A 21,913-nucleotide genomic window follows, 5' to 3' on the forward strand; every position below is an offset into this window, starting at 1 on the left:
GGGTTCGGTGCGTGGTTGAGTTGGTCGCATTCTATACAGCTTTTGGTTGGGTGCAATATTTATTCCTTTGGTAAGACTGGATGGGTTGGGGAAGGGGTACGGGGGTATTTTATTTTTCAAATGAAAATGAACTCGCTTCGCTCAGACACCATTTTCTTTATTGAAAAATAAAATACCCCCATACCCTTAGGTAACGCCAGTTGTCGCGGCGGTCTACCAGGGTTTTGCGTGGGTTAGCCTGCAACTCTGGTATTCCTGAAACGATGTCCGCCCGAAAAGACCTGAAATCAAACCTCAGCCAAACCGAAGCTTTCCCTAGCGACATCACCATTTCCCGGCAGAGCGGGGTGGTGGGGGTATTTTTACGCCAGGAATGGGTGTCTGAGCGAAGCGAGTTCCATTCCCAAGGAAAAATACCCCCACCACCCCGATCCCCACCAAAATCATCAGTCCTACCAAAGCCAAACCCAAACCCAAACCCAAAAACTGACAGAAATCATTGCCAGACGAACAAACTTACCCTAACCTTGAACGCGAACTATTATCATTTTTGATATCAAAAAGGGAGATTATGACATGAGAAAACAAACCCTGGCGCTGCTGACCTGTGCTGCCCTGACACTACCCGTATCTTCATTCGCTGAAGAGGTTGAACACTACGAAGGCAAGGAATCCGCGACCCTGAAAGAGGCCGTAGCGAATTTCTCTGAGTACAACAAAAAGCTGGAAGAGGTTCTCTCCGGGGAGCTGGATGCGGAAGCCATGGACGAGATTCATCAGCTGACCTATACCCTGGAAAACGCTCTCGGCAAAATCAACGAGGAGTTTGATGGCCTGGCGGTGACTCTGGAGGAAATCCACCTTGCTTCGGAGAGCGCCGATACCGAAGGTGTAGCCAGTAATGGCAAAGCCTACCTGGAAACCAGCCGCACGGTGATTGAATAAACTTCCCGGACAAAGGCCCCTCTCGCTGCTAATCTTTTGTCTGGTATGACAAAGGATGGCAGCGATGCCCGGTTTAGATGACAGAGCACAGCAATTGCTTGACCGGCTCCAGAAGGACTACGAGTCCGGGGCCACCAAGCTGGCATTGAAAACGCTTAGTGACCTGGTCGCCTATGTGAAGGCCGCCCAACCAACTCCTTCCGACCTCGAGCCTCTGCTCGACAGGCTACTTGAAGCTCGTCCCAGCATGCCGGTCATTGGCAATGCCATTGGGAAATTTAAGTCGTGTATCGCCGACGGCATTTCGCCGCTGGCTGCGGCCAATCAGGTTGCCAGCGAGCTGGAAAATGCCAGTTCGACCATAGTGCGACACGCCCGCCGGCAGATTCCATCCAACGCAGTGATTATGACTCACAGTGCCAGCTCGGTTGTGCTGGGACTGTTTCGTTTGCTCGTCCACAAACAGCATCAATTTTCCGTCATCTGTACCCAAAGCAGTCCCGGCATGGAGGGGCACCAGCTGGCAACAGCCCTGAACGATCTGGGGGTGCCGGTTACCCTGATCACCGATGCCCAGATGGGCTTGTTCGTCCCCCGGGCGGATGTGGTGGTCACCGGATGCGATACCTGGCTGGCAGACGGGCATTTCATCAATAAAAGCGGAACCCGGCTGCTCGCCCTGGCTGCCCACGCCCACAACAAACCATTCTGGGTCCTGGGCGACAGCTTCAGGCACAGCGATCAGACCAGCAATGACGTCAGCCTGGAAGAAATGCCGGCCGAAGAATTGCACGCACCTACGGGTGAGTGGATTACACCCCGGAACATTTATTTCGAGACCATTCCGGAATCGCTGATTACCGGCAGAATCAACGAGCAGGGCGTTTTTTCGTGCCCTGGCTCGCCTCAGCCGTGAGCGGGTCTTCCGGCCAGGGATGCTTCGGGTAGCGCCCGCGCATGTCCTTCCGCACCTCCGGATAGGCATTACGCCAGAAGCTTGCCAGATCCGCTGTCACCGCCAGAGGGCGTTTTGCCGGGGAGAGCAGGTGGATAACAACCAGTACCCGGCCACCTGCAACGGTCGGGGTCTCGGTCCAGCCAAACAGGGCCTGGAGCTTGGCCGCCAGCACCGGTCCGTTTTCAGCCGTGTAGTCCAGGGTGACCGACTGGCCGGTAGGGATGACCAGGCGGGTTGGCGCAAGCTCATCCAGTGTCTTTTGTTGCCGATAATCCAGCAGGCTGCCAAGAGCCTGACTGAGATTGAGCTTCTCCAACTCACGCCAACGGCTCATCCCGGCCAGAAATGGCCCCAGCCAGGCTTCCAGGTTATCGCTCAGCCAGCTGTTGCTGACATCCGGCCAGTCGCACGGCAAACAACGGGCCAGCAAGCGCACCCGGGCGATCCACTGTTCAGCCGCAGGTGTCCAGGGCAGACTTCTGAGGCCTTTTTTACGCACTGCCGTCAGCAGGCCCTGTTGTATCAGTTCGGCAGACGGGGCAGGCAAGGCCACCTCTTCCAGCACCAGTTGCCCCAGTTTTCTGACACGACGGGCCACCACCGTGCCACCGGTGTCGTCCCAGATGGCTTCTTCCCGTTCGTGGATATGACGCGCAAGGTCCTGCTCCAGAAGCACAGGGTTAACCGGTGCCGCAAGATAGATTGTCGCTTCCCTGGCCTTGCCATCAAGCTCGGCCGTGGCCAGCCAAGGGTGTCGGGCCAGCGGATCGTCGTCTCGGAGGGCTGCACCGCGCCCGTTGCTGAGCTGGTAACGGGGTAGATCACCACGACGCTTGCGAGCCACACGATCGGGATAGGCCAGGGCAAGCAGACGGCCCACCTCCTCACCGGTAGGCAGATCGCGTGGGCAGTCGAGATTACCGGTCAGCCGCGAGACTGATTTGCCGATCGCTTTCACTCTGGCGATATCAACACCGTGACGGGGTACCTGGCCGCGCAGTATGCGGACGCGCTCCTGCATGTCTGCCCCCGCCGACCTTCCGACAAGGTCCCGCTCCTCCAGCAAGGCCGCCAATTCTGCCGCAAGGTAACCCTGACCGATTTCGCGGCCCCGGATAATCATGTGCGCCAGCCGCGGATGCACACCCGTGCTGCGGCAGGCCTTGCCATGGTCGGTAATGGCACCGTCGTCATCCAGCATGTCGAGCCATTGCAACAATTCCATGGCCTGCTGCCAGTGGGCCGGAGGTGGCGGATCAATCCAGTCCAGCTGTTCCGGTGATCGCGCGCCCCACTGCGCCAGTTCCAGAACCAGCGGCGCCAGATCCGCTTCCTGTATTTCCGGTGGGGTGAATTCAGCCAGGCTGAACTGGGCGGACTCACTCCACAGGCGGTAGCAGACACCGGGCTCAACGCGGCCAGCACGACCCTTGCGCTGCTCTGCCGAGGCTTTGGAGACCCATCCGGTCACCAGTCTGGTCATACCGCCGTTGGCATCAAACACCGCCCGGCGCTGCTGCCCGCTGTCGATAACCACCCGTATACCCTCGATGGTCAGGCTGGATTCCGCAATGGCCGTAGCCAGAACCACCTTGCGGTATCCCTCCGGCGCTGGCGCTATCGCCCTATCCTGTTCGTCGTTGTTCAGGTTGCCGTACAAAGGCGCAACAATGACATCATTGGCCAGCTGTTTATAAAGCTGTCGCTCTGCCCGCCTGATTTCTCCCGCGCCGGGCAGAAATACCAGCATCGAGCCGGTCTGTTGTGCCAGCGCTTCCTGGATCACCGACACCACCTGCTCCACCACCCGACCATTGCGGGGAATCGGCCGGTAACCCACCTCAACCGGGTACGCCCGCCCTTCACTGGTCAGCACCGGTACGTCGCCTAGCATGCGCGCTATAGGTGCAGTGTCCAGAGTTGCAGACATCACGATCACCCGCAGATCCTCCCGCAACGCCTGCCGGGATTCCCGCACCAGTGCAAGGCCAAGATCGGCTTGCAATGATCGCTCATGAAACTCGTCGAAAATGACCACTGCATAGTCTTCCAGCGCAGGGTCACTCTGAATCAACCGCGTGAGAATGCCTTCCGTCACCACTTCAACCACGGTTGCGGAAGTCACCTTTGTATCCAGCCGCGTCCGGTAACCAATGGTCTGCCCTGGCTTCTCCCCCACCTGCCCGGCCATATACCGCGCCGCCGATCGGGCGGCCAGCCGCCTCGGTTCCAGCATCAATATCTTCCGGCCATCCCGCCATGGGGCATCCAGCAGCGCCAGCGGTACCCGGGTGGTTTTGCCGGCGCCTGGGGGAGCCTGTAGCATGATGGTTGCCTCGGACTCCAGGGTGTTCAGGAGGTCCGGTATGATTTGGTCTATTGGAAGCATTCGTATGGTTTTTTTTAAGACTGCCTGTGTTGGAGGAAGGGCGCGGGGGTGATTATTTTTCAAGTGGAAAATGAACTCGCTTCGCTCAGACACCATTTTCTGTTTGAAAAATAATCACCCCCACACCCTCAGGTAACTCGAAGGTTTCGGGAAAGCGTACTACGGTCGAACTCTGTATTGCACGGGCTGGTAATTTTCGTATCGTTTTGACAGCGATAACTGCCAGTTACCTGAGAGTGGGGTGGTGGGGTAGTTTTCCGCCAGGAATGGGTGTCTGAGCGAAGCGAGTTCCATTCCCAAGGAAAAATACCCCACCACCCCGCTCCTGCCTGCGAAACATCAGTCCTGATCAGGACCGAGACGCTCGCGCGTGGTTGGCCCTGGTCCACTCGTAGATCTCCCGATAGGCCTTCACCAGGTCTTCGGGATTGTGCGGCGGTTGCAGCACCGCCGTCATTTCGCCCTCTGGGTTGATCAGCGCAAAGTGGCCGCTGTGATCGACAAGCAGTTCCCCGTCCACGTCTCGATGGCTAAAGGCGGCATTGAGGCTCCTGGCCAGTTCCCTCAGGGTTTCCAGATCACCGGTCAGGCCATGGAAGTCATCGCCGAAGAATTGCACATACTCCCGCAGTCTTTCCGGCGTGTCGTGTTCCGGGTCAGCCGTAATCAGCAGGAACTCGGGCTGAGGCAATTCATCTGGCAACAGGTTGTCGGTTCTGCGCAGGTTGGCCATGGCGGCAGGGCAGATGTCAGGGCAGTTGGTATAACCCACAAAGGCGAAGGTCCATTGTCCCCGCAGGCTTTCCCGGGTAACGGTTTCGCCCAGTTCATTAACCAGTTCAAAGTCGGCAAGCTTACGGCCCTGGTCGTAAACGTAGGTATTGATCTCACTGAGTTCTGGTGCGGGGGAAGGTTCGTCTTGCCCGACCATCAGCACCTGGCGCCCGACCACCAGCCCGAAAATCAGCACGATGACCAACAGCAGAATGATCAGCGTCAGGCGAATCGAACGGTCCATGAAATCTCCGGTAAATCAGCGATCAGAAAAATATAAAGTGATCGACAAGCAACACGACGAAAAGTGCCATCAGGTAGGTGATGGAATATTTGAACGTGTTCAGTGCCACCCGACGATCATCGCCTCTGAGCAAGCGCACGGCGTATTGCAGGAAACGCAGGCCAAGGGCCAGTGCCCCTACCAGATAGATCATTCCGGACATGCCGGTAACAAACGGTAGCAGGCTGACAGCAAGCAGCATCAGGGTATACAGCAGAATATGCAGCTCGGTGTATTTGTTGCCATGGGTAACCGGCAGCATTGGGATGCCCGCTTTGGCATATTCTTCCTTGCGATGGATCGCCAAGGCCCAGAAATGCGGCGGGGTCCATGCGAAAATGATCAGCACCAGCAAAAGCCCGTGACCTTCAATCTGTCCGGTTACCGCTGTCCAGCCCAGCAAAGGAGGCATGGCGCCGGCCAGGCCGCCAATCACGATGTTCTGGGGCGTCATGCGCTTGAGAAACAGGGTATAAACGCCCGCATACCCAACCAGTGAGGCCAGGGTTAGCCAGGCGGTCAGAGCGTTTACCTGCCACACCAGAACCACCATGCCCGAAACCGCCAGCACAGTTGCAAACATCAATGCGTCAACCGGCGAGATTTTTCCTGTGGCAACGGGCCGCTTGCGGGTCCGGGCCATTACAGTATCAATCTTCTGGTCAACCACATGGTTTACCACGGCAGCGGCGCCCGCAAGCAGGGCAATGCCAAGGTTGCCATAGATCAGAACCTCCCAGCCCGGCACCCCCGGGGTCGCCAGCAACATGCCAATGACCGAGGTAAGAATCATCATCGCCACTACTCTGGGCTTGGTCAGCTCCAGAAAGTCACGCCATGAAATACTTACGGAGTCTGATCCGCTGGTCGTGCCCTGCGCCGGCAGTGCCTCAACACGCTCGCTCATGCCGTCACCTCTCGTTCAATTGTTGTTGTATGTGTTGCGTCCGATGGCTGCGGCAGGCCCTGCTGGTGAAAACGCCAGAGCAGGTTGATCACTGCCAGCAGTAATCCCGCACCCATTGCATTGTGCGCCACTGCCACCGATAGGGGAATATGAAACACGATGTTCGCCAGGCCCAGTACTATCTGCGCTGCCAATACCACGGCCACAAGCTGCACATGCCTCGCCATCGGAGTCTGTTTCGTTCTGCGCCACAGTAATGCCAGAAATACCGTGAAGTACGCAAGTACAATCACCGCCCCGACTCGGTGGGTGACGTGAATGGCAACCCGACCATCCGCGGTCAGTTGGCCACCCAGATAATTCGGGCCGACGTGCTGGGTGACATCAAATCCATGCACGAAGTCCATGTCGGCAGGCCACCATTCCCCCTGGCAGGTGGGCAGATCCGTACAGGCCACCGCCGCATAATTTGCAGCCGTCCAGGCGCCCAGCGCTATCTGCATGATTACCAGCATGAGACCGCCATATAGCCAGGGTCGGAAGCGGTTCCGTTCCGAGGGCTTTGGTGCTGCAAGCCCGGCATCCAATTGCTGCTTCCCGCGTAAACGTAAGGTAAGAAGTGCAAGCATGCTCAGTGTGGTAAAGCCACCCAGCAGGTGAAGGGCAACCACCTGGGGCCACAACTTCAGGGTAACCGTCCACATTCCGAACGCGCCCTGAAGTACAATGAAGCAGGCTATGAACAGGGGAAGCCGAAACGGCAGCCCCTCCCGGCGATGACGAAAAGCAAAGGCTGCCATACCAAAGACGACCAGCCCCAGGATGCCGGCCGCGTAACGGTGAATCATCTCTGGCCAGCCTTTCTCAACGTCTACCGGAGTGTCCGGAAACCTCGCATTGGCAATGGCCATCCGGGCCTCGTCCTGAGGTACGGTCAGAAACCCATAACAACCGGGCCAGTCTGGGCAGCCAAGGCCGGCATCTACCAGCCGGGTCCAGGCGCCCAGCATGATGACCACCACCGCCAGCAAACTCGCCAGCAATGACCAGCGTGCCAACATGCGCACCTGGCGGGATGTGTTGTTCCGGATTTCGTTCAACGGTGGATCTCCCGGCAATAACTATTAACCAATCTGCGACAGTTTCAGCAGATGCTTGAGGTCTTTCAGCATGTCCTTGCCGGTGTGTTCATTACCATAGTGCATGATGACATTTCCGAAGGGATCTACCAGCAAAATGCGTGGTTCCTGCTCCGGGCTGATACCCGCAGGCCATTGGGCTGTGCCCTCACCAGAAATGCTCAGGCGTTCCATGGAACGATACTCGGCATCCCAACGAGCAGTCAGATCGTCTGAAACAGAACCCAGCCAGGCAGAGCGATTGACACGATTGGCATTTTTCCCCAGGGCAATATTGACCTGACGGGCGCGATAAAGGAGCTCTTCGCAATCCGCCGCGCAGTTGCCGGACACCACCACCATCATCCATTCGGGGTCGGACGCCTCGGGGCCGAAACGATCTGCGAGAGGCTTGCCGTTGGCCCCCTCCAGCTGTATCTGGCTCAGGGGGGCAGGCGGTTGTATCAGTTCGCCATTATTGCTGTGGCCGGTCGGGTTCAGCCAGCCGGTATAGTACATGATGGTTGCAAACACCATCGGGCCAAAGCCGATGGCAAAGAGCAACAGCGCTGTTCGCCTGCCGCGGCGGACCTTTTCAGGGGAAACCGCCTCTTCCTGGTCATTCTGGTTCATTGTCTCAGCCGTTGTCATTGTCGTCGTTGGCTCCTGTTTTGCGATAACTCGCTACCACCGTCAATATAACCAGTGCCGCGGCCAGTGAAAACCATTGCAATGCGTATCCGTAATGAGTCTGCGGCCCCATCATGTCCGGAGCCCAGTCTGCGCGGTAGGCACCAGGCTGTTCGGAATCAGAAAGCCTGAACACAAATCCGGTCACGTCTGCCTGAACTTCCTGCGCTTGCTGATAGGACAGGGATTGCACACGTCTGGGCCAATCGCTATTGCCGGGTGAAACATCCTTGAGTACCGGTGGCTCCGGAAAATCACTCAACCGTCCCTGCAGACGCACCTCACCGCCAGGCACGTCAAGTTCAGGCAACTCGTCCCGTCTTCTTGGAGCCTGCAACCAACCGCGGTTCACCACCACCGGCCGGCCTTGTACGGGAAAGAACAGCGTCAGCACCTCATAGCCGGGAACACCGTCCCGGGTACGGTTATCCAGCAGCCAGGAGAAGTCGCCATAGCGACCGGATATATGAGCCGGCTGACCTGTCTCCAGGCCCGCACCCTGGAGCTCGACCCAGTTCAGGCTGCCAGCTTCCTGCTGCCACTGTGCCAGTTGCGCCTTTTTCTCCTGCGCCCGATCTAACTGCCAGGTGCCAAGGCCAACCAGCAGAGGCAGGAACAATCCGGAAAACAGCATGAGCCGCCAATCAAATTGCCACTGCCGGCGGGATTGATCAGCCGAATCAGACATGCTCTGCTATAGTGGTTTCTTGACCAAGTTTCCCGTAAACAGGATTTTTCATGCTGAAGTTTCTCATTGTCGTACTTATGCTGGCGGTTCTGGTGAGCCTGTTCAGCGGGCTGTTTTTCCTGATCAAGGATGGCGGGAAAACGAACCGTGTCCTGAATTCCCTGGCATTGCGGGTCGCACTGAGCGTGATGCTATTGGCTGTTATCCTGATTTCACTGTGGCAAGGGGGACTGACCCTTAATCCGACCCCCTGATCACTGCTGACCACTACATTCAGATTACGTAGACAAACACGAAAAGTCCGAGCCACACCACGTCTACAAAGTGCCAGTACCAGGACGTCGCTTCAAACCCGAAGTGGTTATCACCTGTGAAGTGCCCCTTCTGTATGCGCACCAGCATGATCACCAGCATCAGGGTACCCAGTATCACGTGGGCACCGTGGAAGCCTGTCAGCATGAAGAAAGTACTGCCATAGATACCTGACTGGAGTGTCAGATTCAGGTCCTGATATGCGTGAACATATTCATAACCCTGGACACAGACGAACACCAGTGCAAGCGCAATTGTGGCGGCAAGCCAGGTTTTGACCTTCTTGCGGTTGTCTTCTTTCAACGCGTGGTGGGCAACCGTGACGGTAAAGGAAGAGGTGACCAGCAGAATGGTGTTGATAAGCGGTAGTCCCCAGGGCCCTATAACACCTTCCGGCGGCGGATAGGCCTCGGGATTGGGGGTGTTGATCAACGGCCAAGTGGCCTGAAACCCTTCCCAAAGCATGTTGGAGGAGCCACGATCGCCCTCCCCACCGAGCCAGGGCAAGGCAAAAACCCGGGTATAGAACAGGGCACCGAAAAAGGCCGCAAAGAACATCACTTCCGAAAAAATAAACCAGCTCATTCCCCAACGGAAAGAGCGATCCATTTGCGGGCTGTACAATCCAGACCGGCTCTCCTTGATAACAGCGCCGAACCACCCGAACAGCATGTAGGTCATAATGGCGGCGCCAACAAAGAACATCCACCAGGAGCCGGTGGTACTTTCACCCTGGTTACCGTTCACCATTATAGAGGCAACGCCGTAGAGAGTGACCCCCAGGCCGACAGTGGCCACGATCGGCCACTTACTCTGTTCTGGAACGTAATACGTCTGGTTTTCCGCCATGACAATCTCCGATGGCTTATCCGTTATCGATTGTTATTTTCCCGGCCGCTCACTTCACTTCCGGCGGGGTGGAGAATGTGTGGTAAGGCGCCGGTGAGGGAACAGTCCACTCAAGGCCTTCCGCTCCATCCCAGGGATTGGCAGCAGCCTTCTCGCCACCCCTCACACATTTGACCACGATCACCAGGAACAGGATCTGGGTGGCACCGAACATGAAGGCTCCAATACTGGACACCATGTTGAAGTCGGCAAACTGCAGCGCGTAGTCCGGAATCCGGCGTGGCATGCCCGCCAGCCCAAGGAAGTGCATGGGGAAGAAGGCCAGGTTCATGCCAACGAAGGACAGCCAGAAATGGGTCTTGGCCAGGGTTTCGTCGTACATGTGCCCGGTCCACTTGGGTAGCCAGAAATAAGCCGAGGCAAAGATGCCGAAGATGGCACCCGGTACCAGAACATAGTGGAAGTGGGCAACCACGAAGTAGGTGTCATGGTACTGGAAGTCAGCCGGTGCGATGGCCAGCATCAGTCCGGAGAAGCCGCCGATGGTAAACAGGATGACAAAGGCCACCGCAAACAGCATCGGCGCCTCGAAGGTCAACGAGCCGCGGAACATGGTGGCCACCCAGTTGAACACCTTAACCCCGGTCGGCACCGCAATCAGCATGGTTGCATACATGAAGAACAGCTGGCCGGCGATGGGAATACCCACGGTAAACATGTGGTGCGCCCAGACCACGAATGACAGCAGGGCGATCGCACCCACGGCATAGACCATCGAGGCATAGCCAAACAGAGGTTTACGAGAGAACGCCGGTATAATATGGGATACCGCGCCGAATGCCGGCAGGATCATTATGTAAACCTCGGGGTGCCCGAAGAACCAGAACACATGCTGGAACAGTACCGGGTCGCCGCCACCGGAGGCATCAAAGAAGCTGGTACCGAAGTTGATATCCATCAGCATCATGGTGACCACGCCAGCCAGAACCGGCATAACGGCGATCAGCAGGAAAGCGGTGATCAGCCAGGTCCACACGAACAGGGGCATTTTCATAAGGGTCATGCCCGGTGCCCGCATGTTGAGGATGGTAGCAATGACGTTGATGGCACCCATGATCGACGACACACCCATGATGTGAACGGCGAAGATGAAGAAGGTAGTGCTTGGCGGACCGTAAGTTGTCGACAACGGTGCGTAGAAGGTCCAGCCAAAGTTCGGAGCCCCGCCCTGCATAAACAGGGTAGACACCAGGATCAGGAAGGCGCAGGGCAGCAACCAGAAACTCCAGTTGTTCATCCGCGGCAGCGCCATGTCCGGGGCGCCTACCATCAGCGGGATCATCCAGTTGGCAAGACCAACAAACGCCGGCATGACCGCACCGAAAACCATGATCAGACCATGCATGGTCGTCATCTGGTTAAAAAATTCCGGTTCCACTATCTGCAGGCCCGGCTGGAACAGCTCGGCCCTGATGACCATGGCCATGGCCCCGCCAAGCAGGAACATGGTGAAACTGAATATCAGGTACATGGACCCGATATCCTTGTGATTGGTCGTCAACAACCACCGTGTAATGCCCTTGGCCGGGCCGTGGTGATGATCGTCCTGGGCGTGGGTATCTGCAACCGCACTCATGAAAAACCCCCGTTACCGCCTTGTTGTTCTGGCTGGCGATGTCATTAATCTGGCGAAATTAGACGGGGCGGTCTGACGACAACGTCGATGGCCGCCCGGCTAATCATTCCTGGTTCTTGTACTCGAATACTTCCTTCGGCGTAATCATCTCACCGGTGTCATTACCCCAGGCATTCCGCTCATAGGTAATCACAGCCGCGAGATCAACCTCACTGAGCTGGTCGCCAAAGGCCTGCATCGCAGTTCCGGATACACCGTTCACAACCACGTCCAGGTGTGCATCCATATCTTCCAGAGCAATCTGGCTGCCCTTGAGTGCCGGGAACGCTGGAGGCGCACCGCTGCCATCAGCCTGGTGACAGGAGGCGCAGGCACTTGCATAGGCTTTTTCACCACGAACCATCAGCTCTTCGAGAGTCCAGTCCTTCTCGGTGAGTTCGCGTTCACGCTGCGCGGCCTCCTTCTGCTCAGCCACCCAGGTGTCGTATTCGTCCTGTGGCACTGCTTTTACCACGACTGGCATAAAGCCATGTTTTACCCCGCATAACTCGGTGCACTGGCCACGGTAAATGCCCGGTTCATCAACTCTGGTCCAGGCCTCGTTAACAAAACCGGGGATAGCATCTTTTTTCACGCCGAACTCGGGTACCCACCAACTATGGATAACATCATTGGCTGTGAGCAAAAGGCGAATCTTCGCGCCCACGGGAACCACCATCGGGTTGTCTACATCCAGCAAGTAGTTTTCGGATTTGGCAGTACGGTTGTAGATCTCGTCATCGCTGGTGGAGATGTTGGAGAAATACCCAAAATCATCATCGATGTAATCATACTTCCAGCGCCACTGGTAGCCGGTGACCTTGATATCGACATCGGCCTCGCTAGTGTCATACATATCGACCAGTGTCGCGGTGGCCGGGATAGCCATTACCACAAGGATAACCAGAGGTATGATGGTCCAGAGAATTTCAACCAGCGTGTTTTCGTGGAAGTTGGCCGGTTTTCGGCCCGACGATTTGCGGTGGGCAAATATGGACCAGAACATGACACCAAAGACCACCACGCCAATGACGACGCAGATCCACAGGATGGTCATGTGAAGGCTGAATATTTCGTTACTGGTACCGGTGACCCCGGGACTCATGTTCAGCGTCCAGTCCGCCATGGACAACGCTGGCGTCATAAGTCCGCCCAGAAGGACACCTGCCCGCTTAGCGTGCACGCGCATAAGACTGTGTCTCCACAGAGTGTTATTCTTGTCGGATTTTGCGTCTAATCCCTCTGTTCCGGACAGTGCTCGCACACACTATTCGAGTCAGAGTGGAAGTCGGCTATGGATAATTCACACGCAAGTATAGACACAGATCAAAAAAATGCGAAAGTCCCAATAGCCATTAATCGACTAAAGAAGGAACTTTTTTCATTTCTGTAAAGTCGCCTCCGAAGCTCACTACCACTGATCGCAGGCTATGGGCGTTGGCATGGCCGCTGATGCTCACAAACCTCACTGTGCCACTTCTGGGGCTGGTGGACACCGCCGTGCTCGGTCACCTCGACAGCTCGGAATACCTGGGTGCCGTTGCCGTGGGCGCGAACCTGTTCAGCATTCTGTTCTGGACCTTCGGCTTTATGCGAATGGGCACAACGGGCCTTGCAGCCCAGGCCTGGGGAAAACAGGACGAATTCGCCCAGATCGCGCTGTTGTTACGCTCAGTACTTCTGGCCACCGGAATTGGCCTGTTGCTGATTCTGTTTCACCAGCCCCTGATCCGCGTCGGCCTTGAGTTGATGAACCCCAGCGAGCGTGTTGCAGAGCTTGCCGCGGAATATGCCGGCATCAGGATCTGGGGCGCCCCGGCGGTACTCTGCCAATACACCCTGGTAGGTTGGTTGATTGGCACTCAGCTGCCCAAGGGGCCAATGATCATGCTGATTGTGGCGAACGGGCTCAATATCATTCTGGATGTACTGTTCGTGACCGGCTTCGGCTGGAACAGTCGCGGCGTTGCCATTGCCACCGTGCTGGCGGAATACTCCGCGGCAGCGATCGGCTTTCGCATGGTGCTGTCGCGGATGCCTGCCAACCAGGGTTTCAGCCGCGCACTGTTCGGCCAATTGAACGATTATCTCAAAATACTGCGAGTCAACCGGTACATCATGGTTCGTACCATCGCCCTGCTTCTGGTACTGGCATTTTTTACCGCCCAGGGAGCAAGGCAGGGAGACACCATACTGGCCGCCAATGCGGTACTGATCACGTTTCTGTTGTTGATTTCCAACGGTCTGGACGGTTTCGCCAATGCCGCCGAGGCACTGATCGGAGAGGCCGTGGGCAAGAACAGCCGCGAGCAATTCCGTCAGGTGTTCAAGGTCGCTTTCCGCTGGGCCCTCTGGGGTTCGATCCTGTTTACTGTGGCATTTGTACTCGGCGGGCGCTTCCTGATCAGCCTTTTGACCGGCATTGAGGAAGTGCGCACTGCCGCATGGCTCTACTTACCCTGGCTATGGCTGCTGCCCCTGGCTTCCGTGTGGGGCTTCCTGCTGGACGGCGTTTTTATCGGCGCCACCCGCACCCGGGATATGCAGAACACCATGCTGTTTTCGGCAGTGGTGGTGTTTCTGCCAGTATGGTGGCTGACCACCGGCTGGGGTAATCATGGCCTCTGGTTTTCATTGATTTGTCTTATGCTGGCACGTGCCGTCACCATGGGATCGCTTTTTCTGAGCCATTCGCGACATGATCGCTGGTTTTCAGAACAGTAATTCACCGGCAGCGCAGCTCAACCGACATCCTGTTCCGGTTTTAATGTAGTGCCCAGAGCAGCCCGCCAAATCTCGTCTACACTTGTGAGAAAACGCAGGCATGTTGCGGTGGCCAGCCGCTTCCCCGTGCCCCTGACACTCCATTCGTATGCAGGGAGGCGCCTTGCGACCCCATTCCATTCAGAGACCGGCATCTCCTGAAATGACACCAAAGGTTGTTCTCGACATCATTGATCAGGCACGCAGGCAGGAAGCCCGCTCCGGCACCTTCCTAGAGCAGATGCGGGAGAGGTCGGCGTCATTGCCTGCCACCATTACTATCGACGGCTATCAGCCCGCCACCTGCCTGTTTCAGTTTGCCATCGAATACATTGAAATGGCGCCCAGACTGATCGAATGCGTGGAAGCCTGTGCCAGAGAGGCCAATGAGGCCGGGCTGTTTGCGCCGTTCGTGAAGGCAGCCACCGGATATTTTACCCAACCCTCCGTTCTTCTGGTACGTTATGACGGGCTGGACGGGCTACTGATACGGGCCTACCTCTGTCATCGCCTGATGGAAGAAATGTGTGAAAACAATCGGTCCACGCGAGCCAGCGAACTGGTAGACGTGGAAGCAACGCGGGCCAATCTGTTGGCACATCAGTTGATCGGAGAACCCTTTGCCAATGAGCTCGACCAGTCGATCACCGTCACCCTGCTACAGATTGCAGGCTCGCCGGACTATTACGAACTGAACCTGGACCCGTTCGTAGAACAGACAAGGAATGCTGCATGGGACTGGATGAAACATTACTGGGAAAACCTGCTGGTACGTAACCACATTCGACTGTCCCTTGGGGCGGGCCTGTAGGTTGTAATACAGACGCGGATGGCTCAAACCGATGTACAGACTGACTGTTGCCCTGGCTTTTATCCTGGCCAGCGCCCCTGGCCACGGGACTGAAACTACCCTTGAACTGACCGACACCACCACCGGCCAGCCAGTGGCAGATGCCATCGTCATTCTGGAAAACGGGCCCGAACAAGCAGCAATTACAGCCGAAATTGTCCAGAAAAACCGCGAATTCCAACCCCGCACGCTGGTTATTCCCGAAGGTTCAATTGTGCACTTCCCGAACCGGGATAATACCCAGCATCATGTCTACTCGTTCTCTCCGGCCAGGATTTTTAACATCGAACTCTACGCAGGAAAGCCGGAGGAACCGATAATATTTGACCAGACCGGCGTGGTCGAAATCGGCTGCAACATCCACGATCATATGCAGGCCTTTATCCTGGTAACTGACTCCGCACCGGCGGGCCGAACCGACGAACAGGGGCGCCTGATCATCGAGTTACCGCAACGTGTGGACGCGGAGGATGCCGGGTTGCTGATCTGGCACCCGCGGTTGTCAGACAACACCCGGGTGGCGCAGTTCAGCATACAGTCGCCTTATCCCGACACTCTCGATCTTTCTCTTGAGCTATCGCCGGAACCGGCCACCGATGACCGGCTCGACAGTCTGCAAAAACGTTTCCGGGAGCTTTGATGGCTGTCGCCAATCGCATCGGTTTTCGCGGGCGCCTGGTAATCGTCATGGTTGCCCTGGTCGCTTTCGTCAGTTTGAGCATCGGTGCCCTGCTGATGCTGTACCTGTTTGAAGACGAAAAGGCCCGCGCTCTGGAACAACTGAAACTCGGGGAACGGGTAACAACAGAGGTGCTGCAGCGGCGAACCAGCCTTATCCTCTCCCGCCTGGATGTTGTGGTTCGTGACTTTGGCTTCCGCTCTGCCATTGCCAGTGGCGATCGTCCCACTGCTGATAGCGCGCTGACCAATCAGACAGGGCGGGTAGGCGCGGACTTCGCGTTACTTATTGGCAATGAAGGCAACATTCTGGCGGAAACGGGATCGCCGCCGGCCCCGTTGACGGACAGCCCACTGAAGACAGAGCTGGTATCCATCGCTCGAAGATCCGGCTTTGCCCGTCACGTGAGCATAGTAGACGATCAGGGCTTCGAAATACTGGCTATTCCCGTGGAAGCGCCAGGATTAAGAGCCTGGCTCATCGCAGGTTTCAGTATCGGTGATGAACTTGGCGACATTATCAGCCAACTTAGTGGCACGGAAGTGCTGTTCCGCGCCCGACCCGGGCCTGAGGAGGGATTCCGGTTTCTTGCCGGCTCCGAAGCCATTGAATCATCGCGGCTTGAGGAACTTACCCGCGCCGCAACCGACACCTTAGTCAACAACCGTTTAGTGGAGAGCTCCCACTACTTCACCCGGATTATCGGGCTCAACGACGACGAAGACGCCAAGCTGCAATTAATGCTGCTGATCAACAGGGATGCAAGCCTGAGCAACTATTACCGGCGCGCACTGGAAATCCTGTTGCTGATCAGTGCCGTGCTGGTGCTTGCCGGCCTGATTGCACTCATCATCGCCCGCAACATGGGCCGTCCGGTATTGCAGCTGGCAGACTACGCCAAAGCCATCGGTGATGGCCGCAGCCCGTCGCCTCCGCCGATCCGGGCCGGCGGCGAGCTGGCCCAGTTGCGCCGGGCCCTGGGTGAGATGCTGACCAAGCTTCGTGATCGGGAAGACCAGATACGCTACGCCGCCAGTCATGATGAGATCACGGGCCTGCCCAATCGAAATGCGTTCCTGTCCGACCTGCGGGATCAGTTTGTCAGTGCTCAGCCATGCACACTGATGGGAGTGCGCATCAATGATCTGTCGGATATCAACGACACTCTCGGCCTGGAATTCGGAGACAAGGTTCTCCGGGCGGTTGCCTCAAGGCTGGAACAACGCCTACCCGCCAACGCTTCACTGGCACGAACCGGGGGTGGCGAATTCCTGATGATGACCGGGGCACAGCCCGAACATCAGCTCGTTGAATTGGCAACGGCGCTGCGCCATGCCGTGGAATCGCCGCTGATGATTGATAGCACACCGTTCTCCCTCCGCTGCACCATGGTCACCCTTCAGCTTCCCGACGATGCCATTGATACCGACCAGGTGCGCAGAAGGTTGAACCTCACTTTTGAACAGGCCCAGAGAAGTCGGTTGCCAATCACTCACTACCAGCCAGGCCGCGATGAAAACCACCTTCGTGAGCTTCAGCTGATCTCCGACCTGCATTCGGCGATCATCCACAATGGCCTGCACATGAACTATCAGCCCAAGCTTGAGATGGCCTGCGCCAGCTTCCATCAGGCGGAGGCCCTGGTCAGGTGGGTCCATCCTGAGCTGGGCTTTATATCGCCGGAGGAGTTTATTTTCCTGGCGGAGCAGTCTGGTCAGATCCATGAACTCACCCGCCATATTCTGCAGCGTGTGGCCCACGATGCCGGCCAATGGCATGCGGAGGGGATGAACATTGGTGTTGCCATTAATCTCTCGGCCCTGGACCTGACGCGCCCGGAACTGGCAGACGATGTTGCCGAGGCCTTTTCCCAATGGCAGCTGCCAATGTCCAGGATCACCCTGGAAGTCACCGAAAGTGCGGTGATGGAAGATCCGGACACCGCCCTGGAAACCCTGCAACGTTTGCGACAACTGGGAGTGACATTGTCAGTGGATGATTTTGGTACCGGCTATTCCTCGCTGTCACAGTTACGCAAACTGCCGGTTCAGGAACTGAAAATCGACAAATCCTTCGTGCTAAGGCTGAGCGATGAACCACAGGACCAGCTGATCGTGCGGTCCACCATTGATATGGCTCATGGCCTCGGATTGCGGGTTGTGGCCGAAGGTATCGAGAATGCCGAAAGCTGGAAACTGTTGCGGGGCTGGGGTTGTGAAATCGGCCAGGGGTTCTTCCTCAGCCGCCCGGTCGCTGCTGCAGAACTCAGAGCAACGGAGCAATCGCTGACAGATCGCCGACGGGAACTCAGATACACAGGAGAAGCCACCTCATGAGACGCATCGCCCGGGCATTATGCGCAGGGTTACTGGTATTGCCGGTATCGGCGGACCTGTCGGCGAATACCGGAAGCCGGCTCTGGGCAACCGGCGGGGTTACGTCCATCGAGGGCAGCGCCGGCGGTGGGCTTTCGCCCTGGGCCCTGCTCGGCAGCTACGCCAGCGACGAGGAGTGGGGCGGCACTCTCACCATGTCCCGCGCTGAAACCGACGATTACACCCTGTCCGTTGTCGGAGCCGGCGTTACCTGGCGAAATCGCATTGAGCTGACGCTGGCACGCCAGACGCTGGACCTGGACAGCCTGGTTTTCACCCTTAAAGACGGCTTCGGGCTTGAAGAAGATGAACTGGTACAGGACGTGTTCGGGCTCAAGGTCCGGCTTGTTGGCGATGCGCTTTACAGCCCCTGGGGGCAGTGGTCAGCCGGCCTGCTACACAAGCGCAACCGGGAATTCACTGTGCCCGATGCCATTGGTGCGGAAGACGACAGCGGTACCGATTTCTACATCGGCGGCAGCAAACTCTTCTTCGCCGCAGTGATGGACCGCAACCTGCTGGTGAATGCCACTGTTCGCGGTACCAAAGCCAATCAGGGTGGCCTGCTGGGCTTTGGTGGCGACCGCAATGACAGCTACGAGGCCATGTTTGAGGGCAGCGTCGGGCTCTTCGTGACGCGACAGTGGCTTGTAGGTAGCGAGTACCGCCAGAAACCGGACAATCTCGGTTTCGCCTCTGAAGACGACTGGTGGGACCTTTTCGTCGCCTGGGTGCCAGACCGGCGGCTGTCGGTCACTGCTGCCCTGGTCAATCTGGGCGATGTCGCCACCATGGAAGACCAGCGCGGAGCTTACCTATCGCTGCAGGCCAGTTTCTGACAACCCGGAGAATCCTATGAAACACATGTTCCAGGCCTTGTTACTGATATCCCTGCTGGTCCTTAGTGCGTGTCAGTCCATGGACGATAAAACTTCGTCACCCTCACTTTACGAGCAGCTCGGCGAACGGTCCGGTATCGCCACCATCGTAGAAGACCTGCTGTACCTGATTGTCGAGGACGACCGCATCAACGAGCAGTTCGCGGGCATTGACGTGCGGCAGTTTCACACCAACCTGACCGACCAGCTGTGTGAGCTCAGCGGTGGCCCTTGCAGCTATTCCGGCCGGGAAATGCGGGAAAGCCATGCTGACATGAACGTGACGGACACCCAGTTCAATGCCCTGGCTGAAAACCTGATCCTCGCCATGGAAGACAACAATATTCCCACCGGTGCCCAGAACCGGTTGATTGAAAAACTGGTGCCACTGTATCCGCAAATCCGTAATCTTTGAGCTCGTCTGCAAACCGGTTAAGCTTGCGCGCGGATTCCGAAATACTTACCTGAAAGGAGATAGTCATTGCTGGAAAATGCTGATCTGGGAAAACTGATCGTTCGTCTCACCCTGGGTGGCCTGCTGTTGTTTCATGGCATCGCAAAACTGTTCCATGGCGTGGGTTTCATTGAGGGCCAGCTGGCGAGCCATGGCATTCCGGCATTTTTTGCCTGGGGCGTGTTTATCGGAGAGCTGCTCGCGCCGCTGATGGTCATTCTGGGCTACCAGACTCGCATTGGCGCACTACTGATCGTATTCAACATGCTGGTCGCAATAGCCCTGGTGCACAGCCACGAATTAATGGCACTGGGCAAAAACGGCGGCTGGGCACTGGAGTTGCAGGGCTTCTTCCTGTTTATTGCTGTTGCCATAATTTTCCTCGGGCCGGGTCGGTATAAGTTGAAGAATTAAACCTGTTACCCGCATACAGAAAACTCAACTAAACTGACGAAGCCTATCGCTACGCGTGGAGAAAAAACCAATGACCGACAAAAAACCGGACCTCCGCCCGGGCCGCTATCGCCATTACAAAGGCATGGATTACGACGTCATCGGCGTGGCCCGGCACAGCGAAACCGAGGAGCAGATGGTGGTCTACCGCTGCCTGTATGGCGATCACAGCCTGTGGGTCAGGCCCCTGGCGATGTTCCGGGAAACCGTGGAAATGGCCGGCGAGCAGGTACCACGGTTTGCCTTCGTGGACGACAAATAACGGAAATCACGGTTTTGACTGCAGCATCCGTTTCCGGCACATTAGCGCGCTTTCCTGAACGGCCCCCTGCTTCAGGGCGCTGAAAGCCACTTCCGAAATCCGGAGTTACCCATGAATGCCGTTGTTGCCGCGGTAGCCATCATGCTCGTCCTGAGTTTATGCCGCATACACGTTGTTGTTGCCCTCATCATTGGTGCCGTTGCCGGCGGTCTGATCAGCGGCCTGTCACTGGACGCCACCATTGCCGCGTTTAACGAGGGCCTGGGCGGCGGGGCTACCGTTGCGCTGTCCTACGCGACCCTTGGCGCATTCGCCGTTGCGATCGGCAAATCCGGCCTCGCCCATGCCCTGGCTGACAAAGCCCTGGCCCTGGTCGGCCGGCAGGGCGACGGCAAGGCCGCCGGTGGTATCCGCCTGTTGATTATTGGCCTGCTGCTGGCAATCGCCATGTCGTCCCAGAACATCCTGCCTATCCACATCGCCTTCATTCCGCTGGTGGTGCCGCCGCTGCTCTACGTGATGGCAAAACTGAACATGGACCGGCGACTGGTCGCCTGTGTACTGACCTTCGGCCTGATTACGCCGTACATGTTTCTGCCCGTGGGCTTTGGCGGTATCTATCTGAACGAAATCCTGCTGGCAAACGTGGCCGACAACGGCATCGATGCGACCGGCCTCAACGTCATGTCCGCCATGGCTCTTCCAGCCCTGGGCATGCTCTGCGGCTTGCTGGTAGCGGTTTTCTTCAGCTATCGCGGCGAGCGCCACTACAACCTGGATGCCATCGCCCGCACCGAGCGGGTGGATGTAAAATACAACAACGGCACCCTGTTCATGGCACTGGTCGCTATTGTGGCGGCATTCGTGGTACAGCTGTGGCTGGGCTCAATGATACTGGGTGCACTGGCGGGCTTCGTATTGTTCAATCTTTCCGGTGTGGTGAAATGGAAAGAGGCCGATGACCTGTTCACCGAAGGTATGAAAATGCTGGCCATGATCGGCTTCATCATGATCGCCGCCTCGGGCTTTGCGGAAGTCATGCGAGAAACCGGCGAGATTACCACCCTGGTAGAGGGGTCCGTATCCGCCATCGGCGACAACAAGGCCCTCGCAGCGCTGCTGATGCTGGTAGTCGGCCTGCTGATCACCATGGGTATCGGCTCGTCCTTCTCCACCATTCCCATCATCGCCGCCCTGTACGTGCCCCTGGCCCTGGAACTGGGCTTCACCCCGCTGGCTATCGTAGCCCTGGTAGGCACCGCCGGCGCCCTGGGCGATGCCGGCTCCCCGGCCTCCGACTCCACCCTCGGACCCACCGCCGGCCTCAACGTCGACGGCCAGCACAACCACATATGGGATACGGTGGTGCCAACGTTCCTGCACTACAACCTGCCATTGTTGGGCTTTGGGTGGTTGGCGGCTATGGTTCTTTAAGCTTCGGTGTTGGCCTTCTTGTAGCCTGCCTGGATTGGGGCTGCGAGGGGGCCGGGGGAGTTTTTGCTCTTGAAATGGAACTCGCTGCGCTCAGACACCCATTTCTGGCGAGTAAAAATCCCCCGGCCCCCTCACGAACCAACTCCAATGATAGCGCCAAGGGCACATAGCCGATAT

21 protein-coding genes are annotated in these 21,913 nt (G+C 57.2%); 12 read left to right on the top strand and 9 right to left on the bottom strand.

Annotation, left to right across the window (positions count from 1 at the left end; all coding sequences use genetic code 11):
• The first annotated feature begins 576 nt into the window (after positions 1-576).
• Positions 577-945, top strand: coding sequence for a DUF6746 family protein (locus M8010_RS01695; RefSeq protein ID WP_250087238.1), 369 nt, complete (start codon positions 577-579; stop codon positions 943-945).
• 64 nt (positions 946-1,009) lie between these two features.
• Positions 1,010-1,861 carry an eIF2B alpha/beta/delta subunit family protein gene (locus M8010_RS01700; protein WP_250087240.1) on the top strand — a complete coding sequence of 284 codons (852 nt, stop codon included), beginning with the start codon at positions 1,010-1,012 and terminating at the stop codon, positions 1,859-1,861.
• On the opposite strand, the gene hrpB is transcribed toward M8010_RS01700, so the two are convergent.
• From hrpB to M8010_RS01730, 6 genes are all read right to left on the bottom strand, one after another.
• Complete coding sequence (hrpB, locus tag M8010_RS01705) at positions 1,815-4,292, bottom strand: ATP-dependent helicase HrpB (RefSeq protein ID WP_250087242.1); 2,478 nt, start codon at positions 4,290-4,292, stop codon at positions 1,815-1,817. The two genes, M8010_RS01700 and hrpB, sit on opposite strands and share 47 nt — an antisense overlap.
• Before the next feature lie 349 nt (positions 4,293-4,641).
• The gene (locus M8010_RS01710; protein ID WP_250087245.1) at positions 4,642-5,310 is read right to left on the bottom strand and encodes an SCO family protein; all 669 of its coding nucleotides are present in this window, start codon (positions 5,308-5,310) and stop codon (positions 4,642-4,644) included.
• A 22-nt stretch (positions 5,311-5,332) separates the two neighbouring features.
• A complete protein-coding gene (gene cyoE / locus M8010_RS01715) occupies positions 5,333-6,256 on the bottom strand; it encodes a heme o synthase (RefSeq protein WP_250087254.1) in 924 nt (307 codons plus the stop codon).
• Positions 6,253-7,317: a COX15/CtaA family protein gene (locus M8010_RS01720; RefSeq protein ID WP_250090086.1), complete on the bottom strand. Its 1,065-nt coding sequence runs from the start codon at positions 7,315-7,317 to the stop codon at positions 6,253-6,255. Before M8010_RS01720 ends, cyoE begins: the two co-directional genes overlap by 4 nt.
• Before the next feature lie 63 nt (positions 7,318-7,380).
• Positions 7,381-8,025, bottom strand: a complete 645-nt coding sequence (locus M8010_RS01725; RefSeq protein WP_250087256.1) for a redox-active disulfide-containing membrane protein — start codon at positions 8,023-8,025, stop codon at positions 7,381-7,383.
• Entirely contained in the window at positions 8,012-8,752 is a 741-nt protein-coding gene (locus tag M8010_RS01730; protein WP_250087257.1) for an SURF1 family protein, read from the bottom strand. The genes M8010_RS01725 and M8010_RS01730 overlap by 14 nt, the downstream gene beginning before the upstream one ends.
• 50 nt (positions 8,753-8,802) lie before the next feature.
• On the opposite strand from M8010_RS01730, the gene M8010_RS01735 reads away from it, so the two are divergent.
• Positions 8,803-9,006 (top strand): twin transmembrane helix small protein, encoded by a 204-nt coding sequence (locus M8010_RS01735; protein ID WP_137436566.1) that lies wholly within the window; start codon positions 8,803-8,805, stop codon positions 9,004-9,006.
• Between the two features lie 19 nt (positions 9,007-9,025).
• On the opposite strand, the gene M8010_RS01740 is transcribed toward M8010_RS01735, so the two are convergent.
• The 3 genes from M8010_RS01740 to coxB all read right to left on the bottom strand — a co-directional run bounded on the left by M8010_RS01740 (position 9,026) and on the right by coxB (position 12,777).
• On the bottom strand, positions 9,026-9,913 hold the full coding sequence (locus tag M8010_RS01740) for a cytochrome c oxidase subunit 3 (protein ID WP_250087260.1): 888 nt from the start codon (positions 9,911-9,913) through the stop codon (positions 9,026-9,028).
• A 49-nt stretch (positions 9,914-9,962) separates the two neighbouring features.
• Positions 9,963-11,549: a cytochrome c oxidase subunit I gene (gene ctaD, locus M8010_RS01745; protein ID WP_250087261.1), complete on the bottom strand. Its 1,587-nt coding sequence runs from the start codon at positions 11,547-11,549 to the stop codon at positions 9,963-9,965.
• Between the two features lie 103 nt (positions 11,550-11,652).
• Positions 11,653-12,777, bottom strand: a complete 1,125-nt coding sequence (coxB, locus tag M8010_RS01750; RefSeq protein WP_250087280.1) for a cytochrome c oxidase subunit II — start codon at positions 12,775-12,777, stop codon at positions 11,653-11,655.
• A 263-nt stretch (positions 12,778-13,040) separates the two neighbouring features.
• Here coxB and M8010_RS01755 point away from each other — a divergent pair, with 263 nt between their 5' ends.
• The 9 genes from M8010_RS01755 (at position 13,041) to M8010_RS01795 (ending at position 21,736) form a co-directional block, all read left to right on the top strand.
• Complete coding sequence (locus M8010_RS01755) at positions 13,041-14,312, top strand: MATE family efflux transporter (RefSeq protein WP_250087282.1); 1,272 nt, start codon at positions 13,041-13,043, stop codon at positions 14,310-14,312.
• A 202-nt stretch (positions 14,313-14,514) separates the two neighbouring features.
• The gene (locus tag M8010_RS01760) at positions 14,515-15,162 is read left to right on the top strand and encodes a hypothetical protein (RefSeq protein WP_250087283.1); all 648 of its coding nucleotides are present in this window, start codon (positions 14,515-14,517) and stop codon (positions 15,160-15,162) included.
• A 31-nt stretch (positions 15,163-15,193) separates the two neighbouring features.
• Positions 15,194-15,841 (top strand): methylamine utilization protein, encoded by a 648-nt coding sequence (locus tag M8010_RS01765; RefSeq protein ID WP_250087284.1) that lies wholly within the window; start codon positions 15,194-15,196, stop codon positions 15,839-15,841.
• Positions 15,841-18,216 (top strand): putative bifunctional diguanylate cyclase/phosphodiesterase, encoded by a 2,376-nt coding sequence (locus M8010_RS01770; protein WP_250087287.1) that lies wholly within the window; start codon positions 15,841-15,843, stop codon positions 18,214-18,216. The genes M8010_RS01765 and M8010_RS01770 overlap by 1 nt, the downstream gene beginning before the upstream one ends.
• Entirely contained in the window at positions 18,213-19,094 is an 882-nt protein-coding gene (locus tag M8010_RS01775) for a DUF3034 family protein (protein ID WP_250087289.1), read from the top strand. The genes M8010_RS01770 and M8010_RS01775 overlap by 4 nt, the downstream gene beginning before the upstream one ends.
• Before the next feature lie 16 nt (positions 19,095-19,110).
• On the top strand, positions 19,111-19,548 hold the full coding sequence (locus M8010_RS01780) for a group I truncated hemoglobin (RefSeq protein WP_250087297.1): 438 nt from the start codon (positions 19,111-19,113) through the stop codon (positions 19,546-19,548).
• A 66-nt stretch (positions 19,549-19,614) separates the two neighbouring features.
• Positions 19,615-20,001, top strand: a complete 387-nt coding sequence (locus tag M8010_RS01785; protein WP_250087299.1) for a DoxX family protein — start codon at positions 19,615-19,617, stop codon at positions 19,999-20,001.
• Between the two features lie 70 nt (positions 20,002-20,071).
• Complete coding sequence (locus M8010_RS01790; protein ID WP_250087301.1) at positions 20,072-20,302, top strand: DUF1653 domain-containing protein; 231 nt, start codon at positions 20,072-20,074, stop codon at positions 20,300-20,302.
• Positions 20,303-20,413: 111 nt separating this feature from the next.
• Positions 20,414-21,736: a Na+/H+ antiporter family protein gene (locus tag M8010_RS01795; protein WP_250087307.1), complete on the top strand. Its 1,323-nt coding sequence runs from the start codon at positions 20,414-20,416 to the stop codon at positions 21,734-21,736.
• Positions 21,737-21,913 lie beyond the last annotated feature (177 nt).

Origin of the sequence: Marinobacter sp. ATCH36 (assembly GCF_023555055.1) — a bacterium.
Classification (GTDB): Bacteria; Pseudomonadota; Gammaproteobacteria; order Pseudomonadales; family Oleiphilaceae; genus Marinobacter.

What these genes read in the sequence shown, in the direction of transcription:
- M8010_RS01695 (WP_250087238.1), top strand. Translation starts at nt 577, where the DNA reads ATGAGAAAACAAACCCTGGCGCTGCTGACCTGTGCTGCCCTGACACTA.
- M8010_RS01700 (WP_250087240.1), top strand. Translation starts at nt 1,010, where the DNA reads ATGCCCGGTTTAGATGACAGAGCACAGCAATTGCTTGACCGGCTCCAG.
- hrpB (WP_250087242.1), bottom strand. Translation starts at nt 4,292, where the DNA reads ATGCTTCCAATAGACCAAATCATACCGGACCTCCTGAACACCCTGGAG.
- M8010_RS01710 (WP_250087245.1), bottom strand. Translation starts at nt 5,310, where the DNA reads ATGGACCGTTCGATTCGCCTGACGCTGATCATTCTGCTGTTGGTCATC.
- cyoE (WP_250087254.1), bottom strand. Translation starts at nt 6,256, where the DNA reads ATGAGCGAGCGTGTTGAGGCACTGCCGGCGCAGGGCACGACCAGCGGA.
- M8010_RS01720 (WP_250090086.1), bottom strand. Translation starts at nt 7,317, where the DNA reads ATGTTGGCACGCTGGTCATTGCTGGCGAGTTTGCTGGCGGTGGTGGTC.
- M8010_RS01725 (WP_250087256.1), bottom strand. Translation starts at nt 8,025, where the DNA reads ATGACAACGGCTGAGACAATGAACCAGAATGACCAGGAAGAGGCGGTT.
- M8010_RS01730 (WP_250087257.1), bottom strand. Translation starts at nt 8,752, where the DNA reads ATGTCTGATTCGGCTGATCAATCCCGCCGGCAGTGGCAATTTGATTGG.
- M8010_RS01735 (WP_137436566.1), top strand. Translation starts at nt 8,803, where the DNA reads ATGCTGAAGTTTCTCATTGTCGTACTTATGCTGGCGGTTCTGGTGAGC.
- M8010_RS01740 (WP_250087260.1), bottom strand. Translation starts at nt 9,913, where the DNA reads ATGGCGGAAAACCAGACGTATTACGTTCCAGAACAGAGTAAGTGGCCG.
- ctaD (WP_250087261.1), bottom strand. Translation starts at nt 11,549, where the DNA reads ATGAGTGCGGTTGCAGATACCCACGCCCAGGACGATCATCACCACGGC.
- coxB (WP_250087280.1), bottom strand. Translation starts at nt 12,777, where the DNA reads ATGCGCGTGCACGCTAAGCGGGCAGGTGTCCTTCTGGGCGGACTTATG.
- M8010_RS01755 (WP_250087282.1), top strand. Translation starts at nt 13,041, where the DNA reads ATGCTCACAAACCTCACTGTGCCACTTCTGGGGCTGGTGGACACCGCC.
- M8010_RS01760 (WP_250087283.1), top strand. Translation starts at nt 14,515, where the DNA reads ATGACACCAAAGGTTGTTCTCGACATCATTGATCAGGCACGCAGGCAG.
- M8010_RS01765 (WP_250087284.1), top strand. Translation starts at nt 15,194, where the DNA reads ATGTACAGACTGACTGTTGCCCTGGCTTTTATCCTGGCCAGCGCCCCT.
- M8010_RS01770 (WP_250087287.1), top strand. Translation starts at nt 15,841, where the DNA reads ATGGCTGTCGCCAATCGCATCGGTTTTCGCGGGCGCCTGGTAATCGTC.
- M8010_RS01775 (WP_250087289.1), top strand. Translation starts at nt 18,213, where the DNA reads ATGAGACGCATCGCCCGGGCATTATGCGCAGGGTTACTGGTATTGCCG.
- M8010_RS01780 (WP_250087297.1), top strand. Translation starts at nt 19,111, where the DNA reads ATGAAACACATGTTCCAGGCCTTGTTACTGATATCCCTGCTGGTCCTT.
- M8010_RS01790 (WP_250087301.1), top strand. Translation starts at nt 20,072, where the DNA reads ATGACCGACAAAAAACCGGACCTCCGCCCGGGCCGCTATCGCCATTAC.
- M8010_RS01795 (WP_250087307.1), top strand. Translation starts at nt 20,414, where the DNA reads ATGAATGCCGTTGTTGCCGCGGTAGCCATCATGCTCGTCCTGAGTTTA.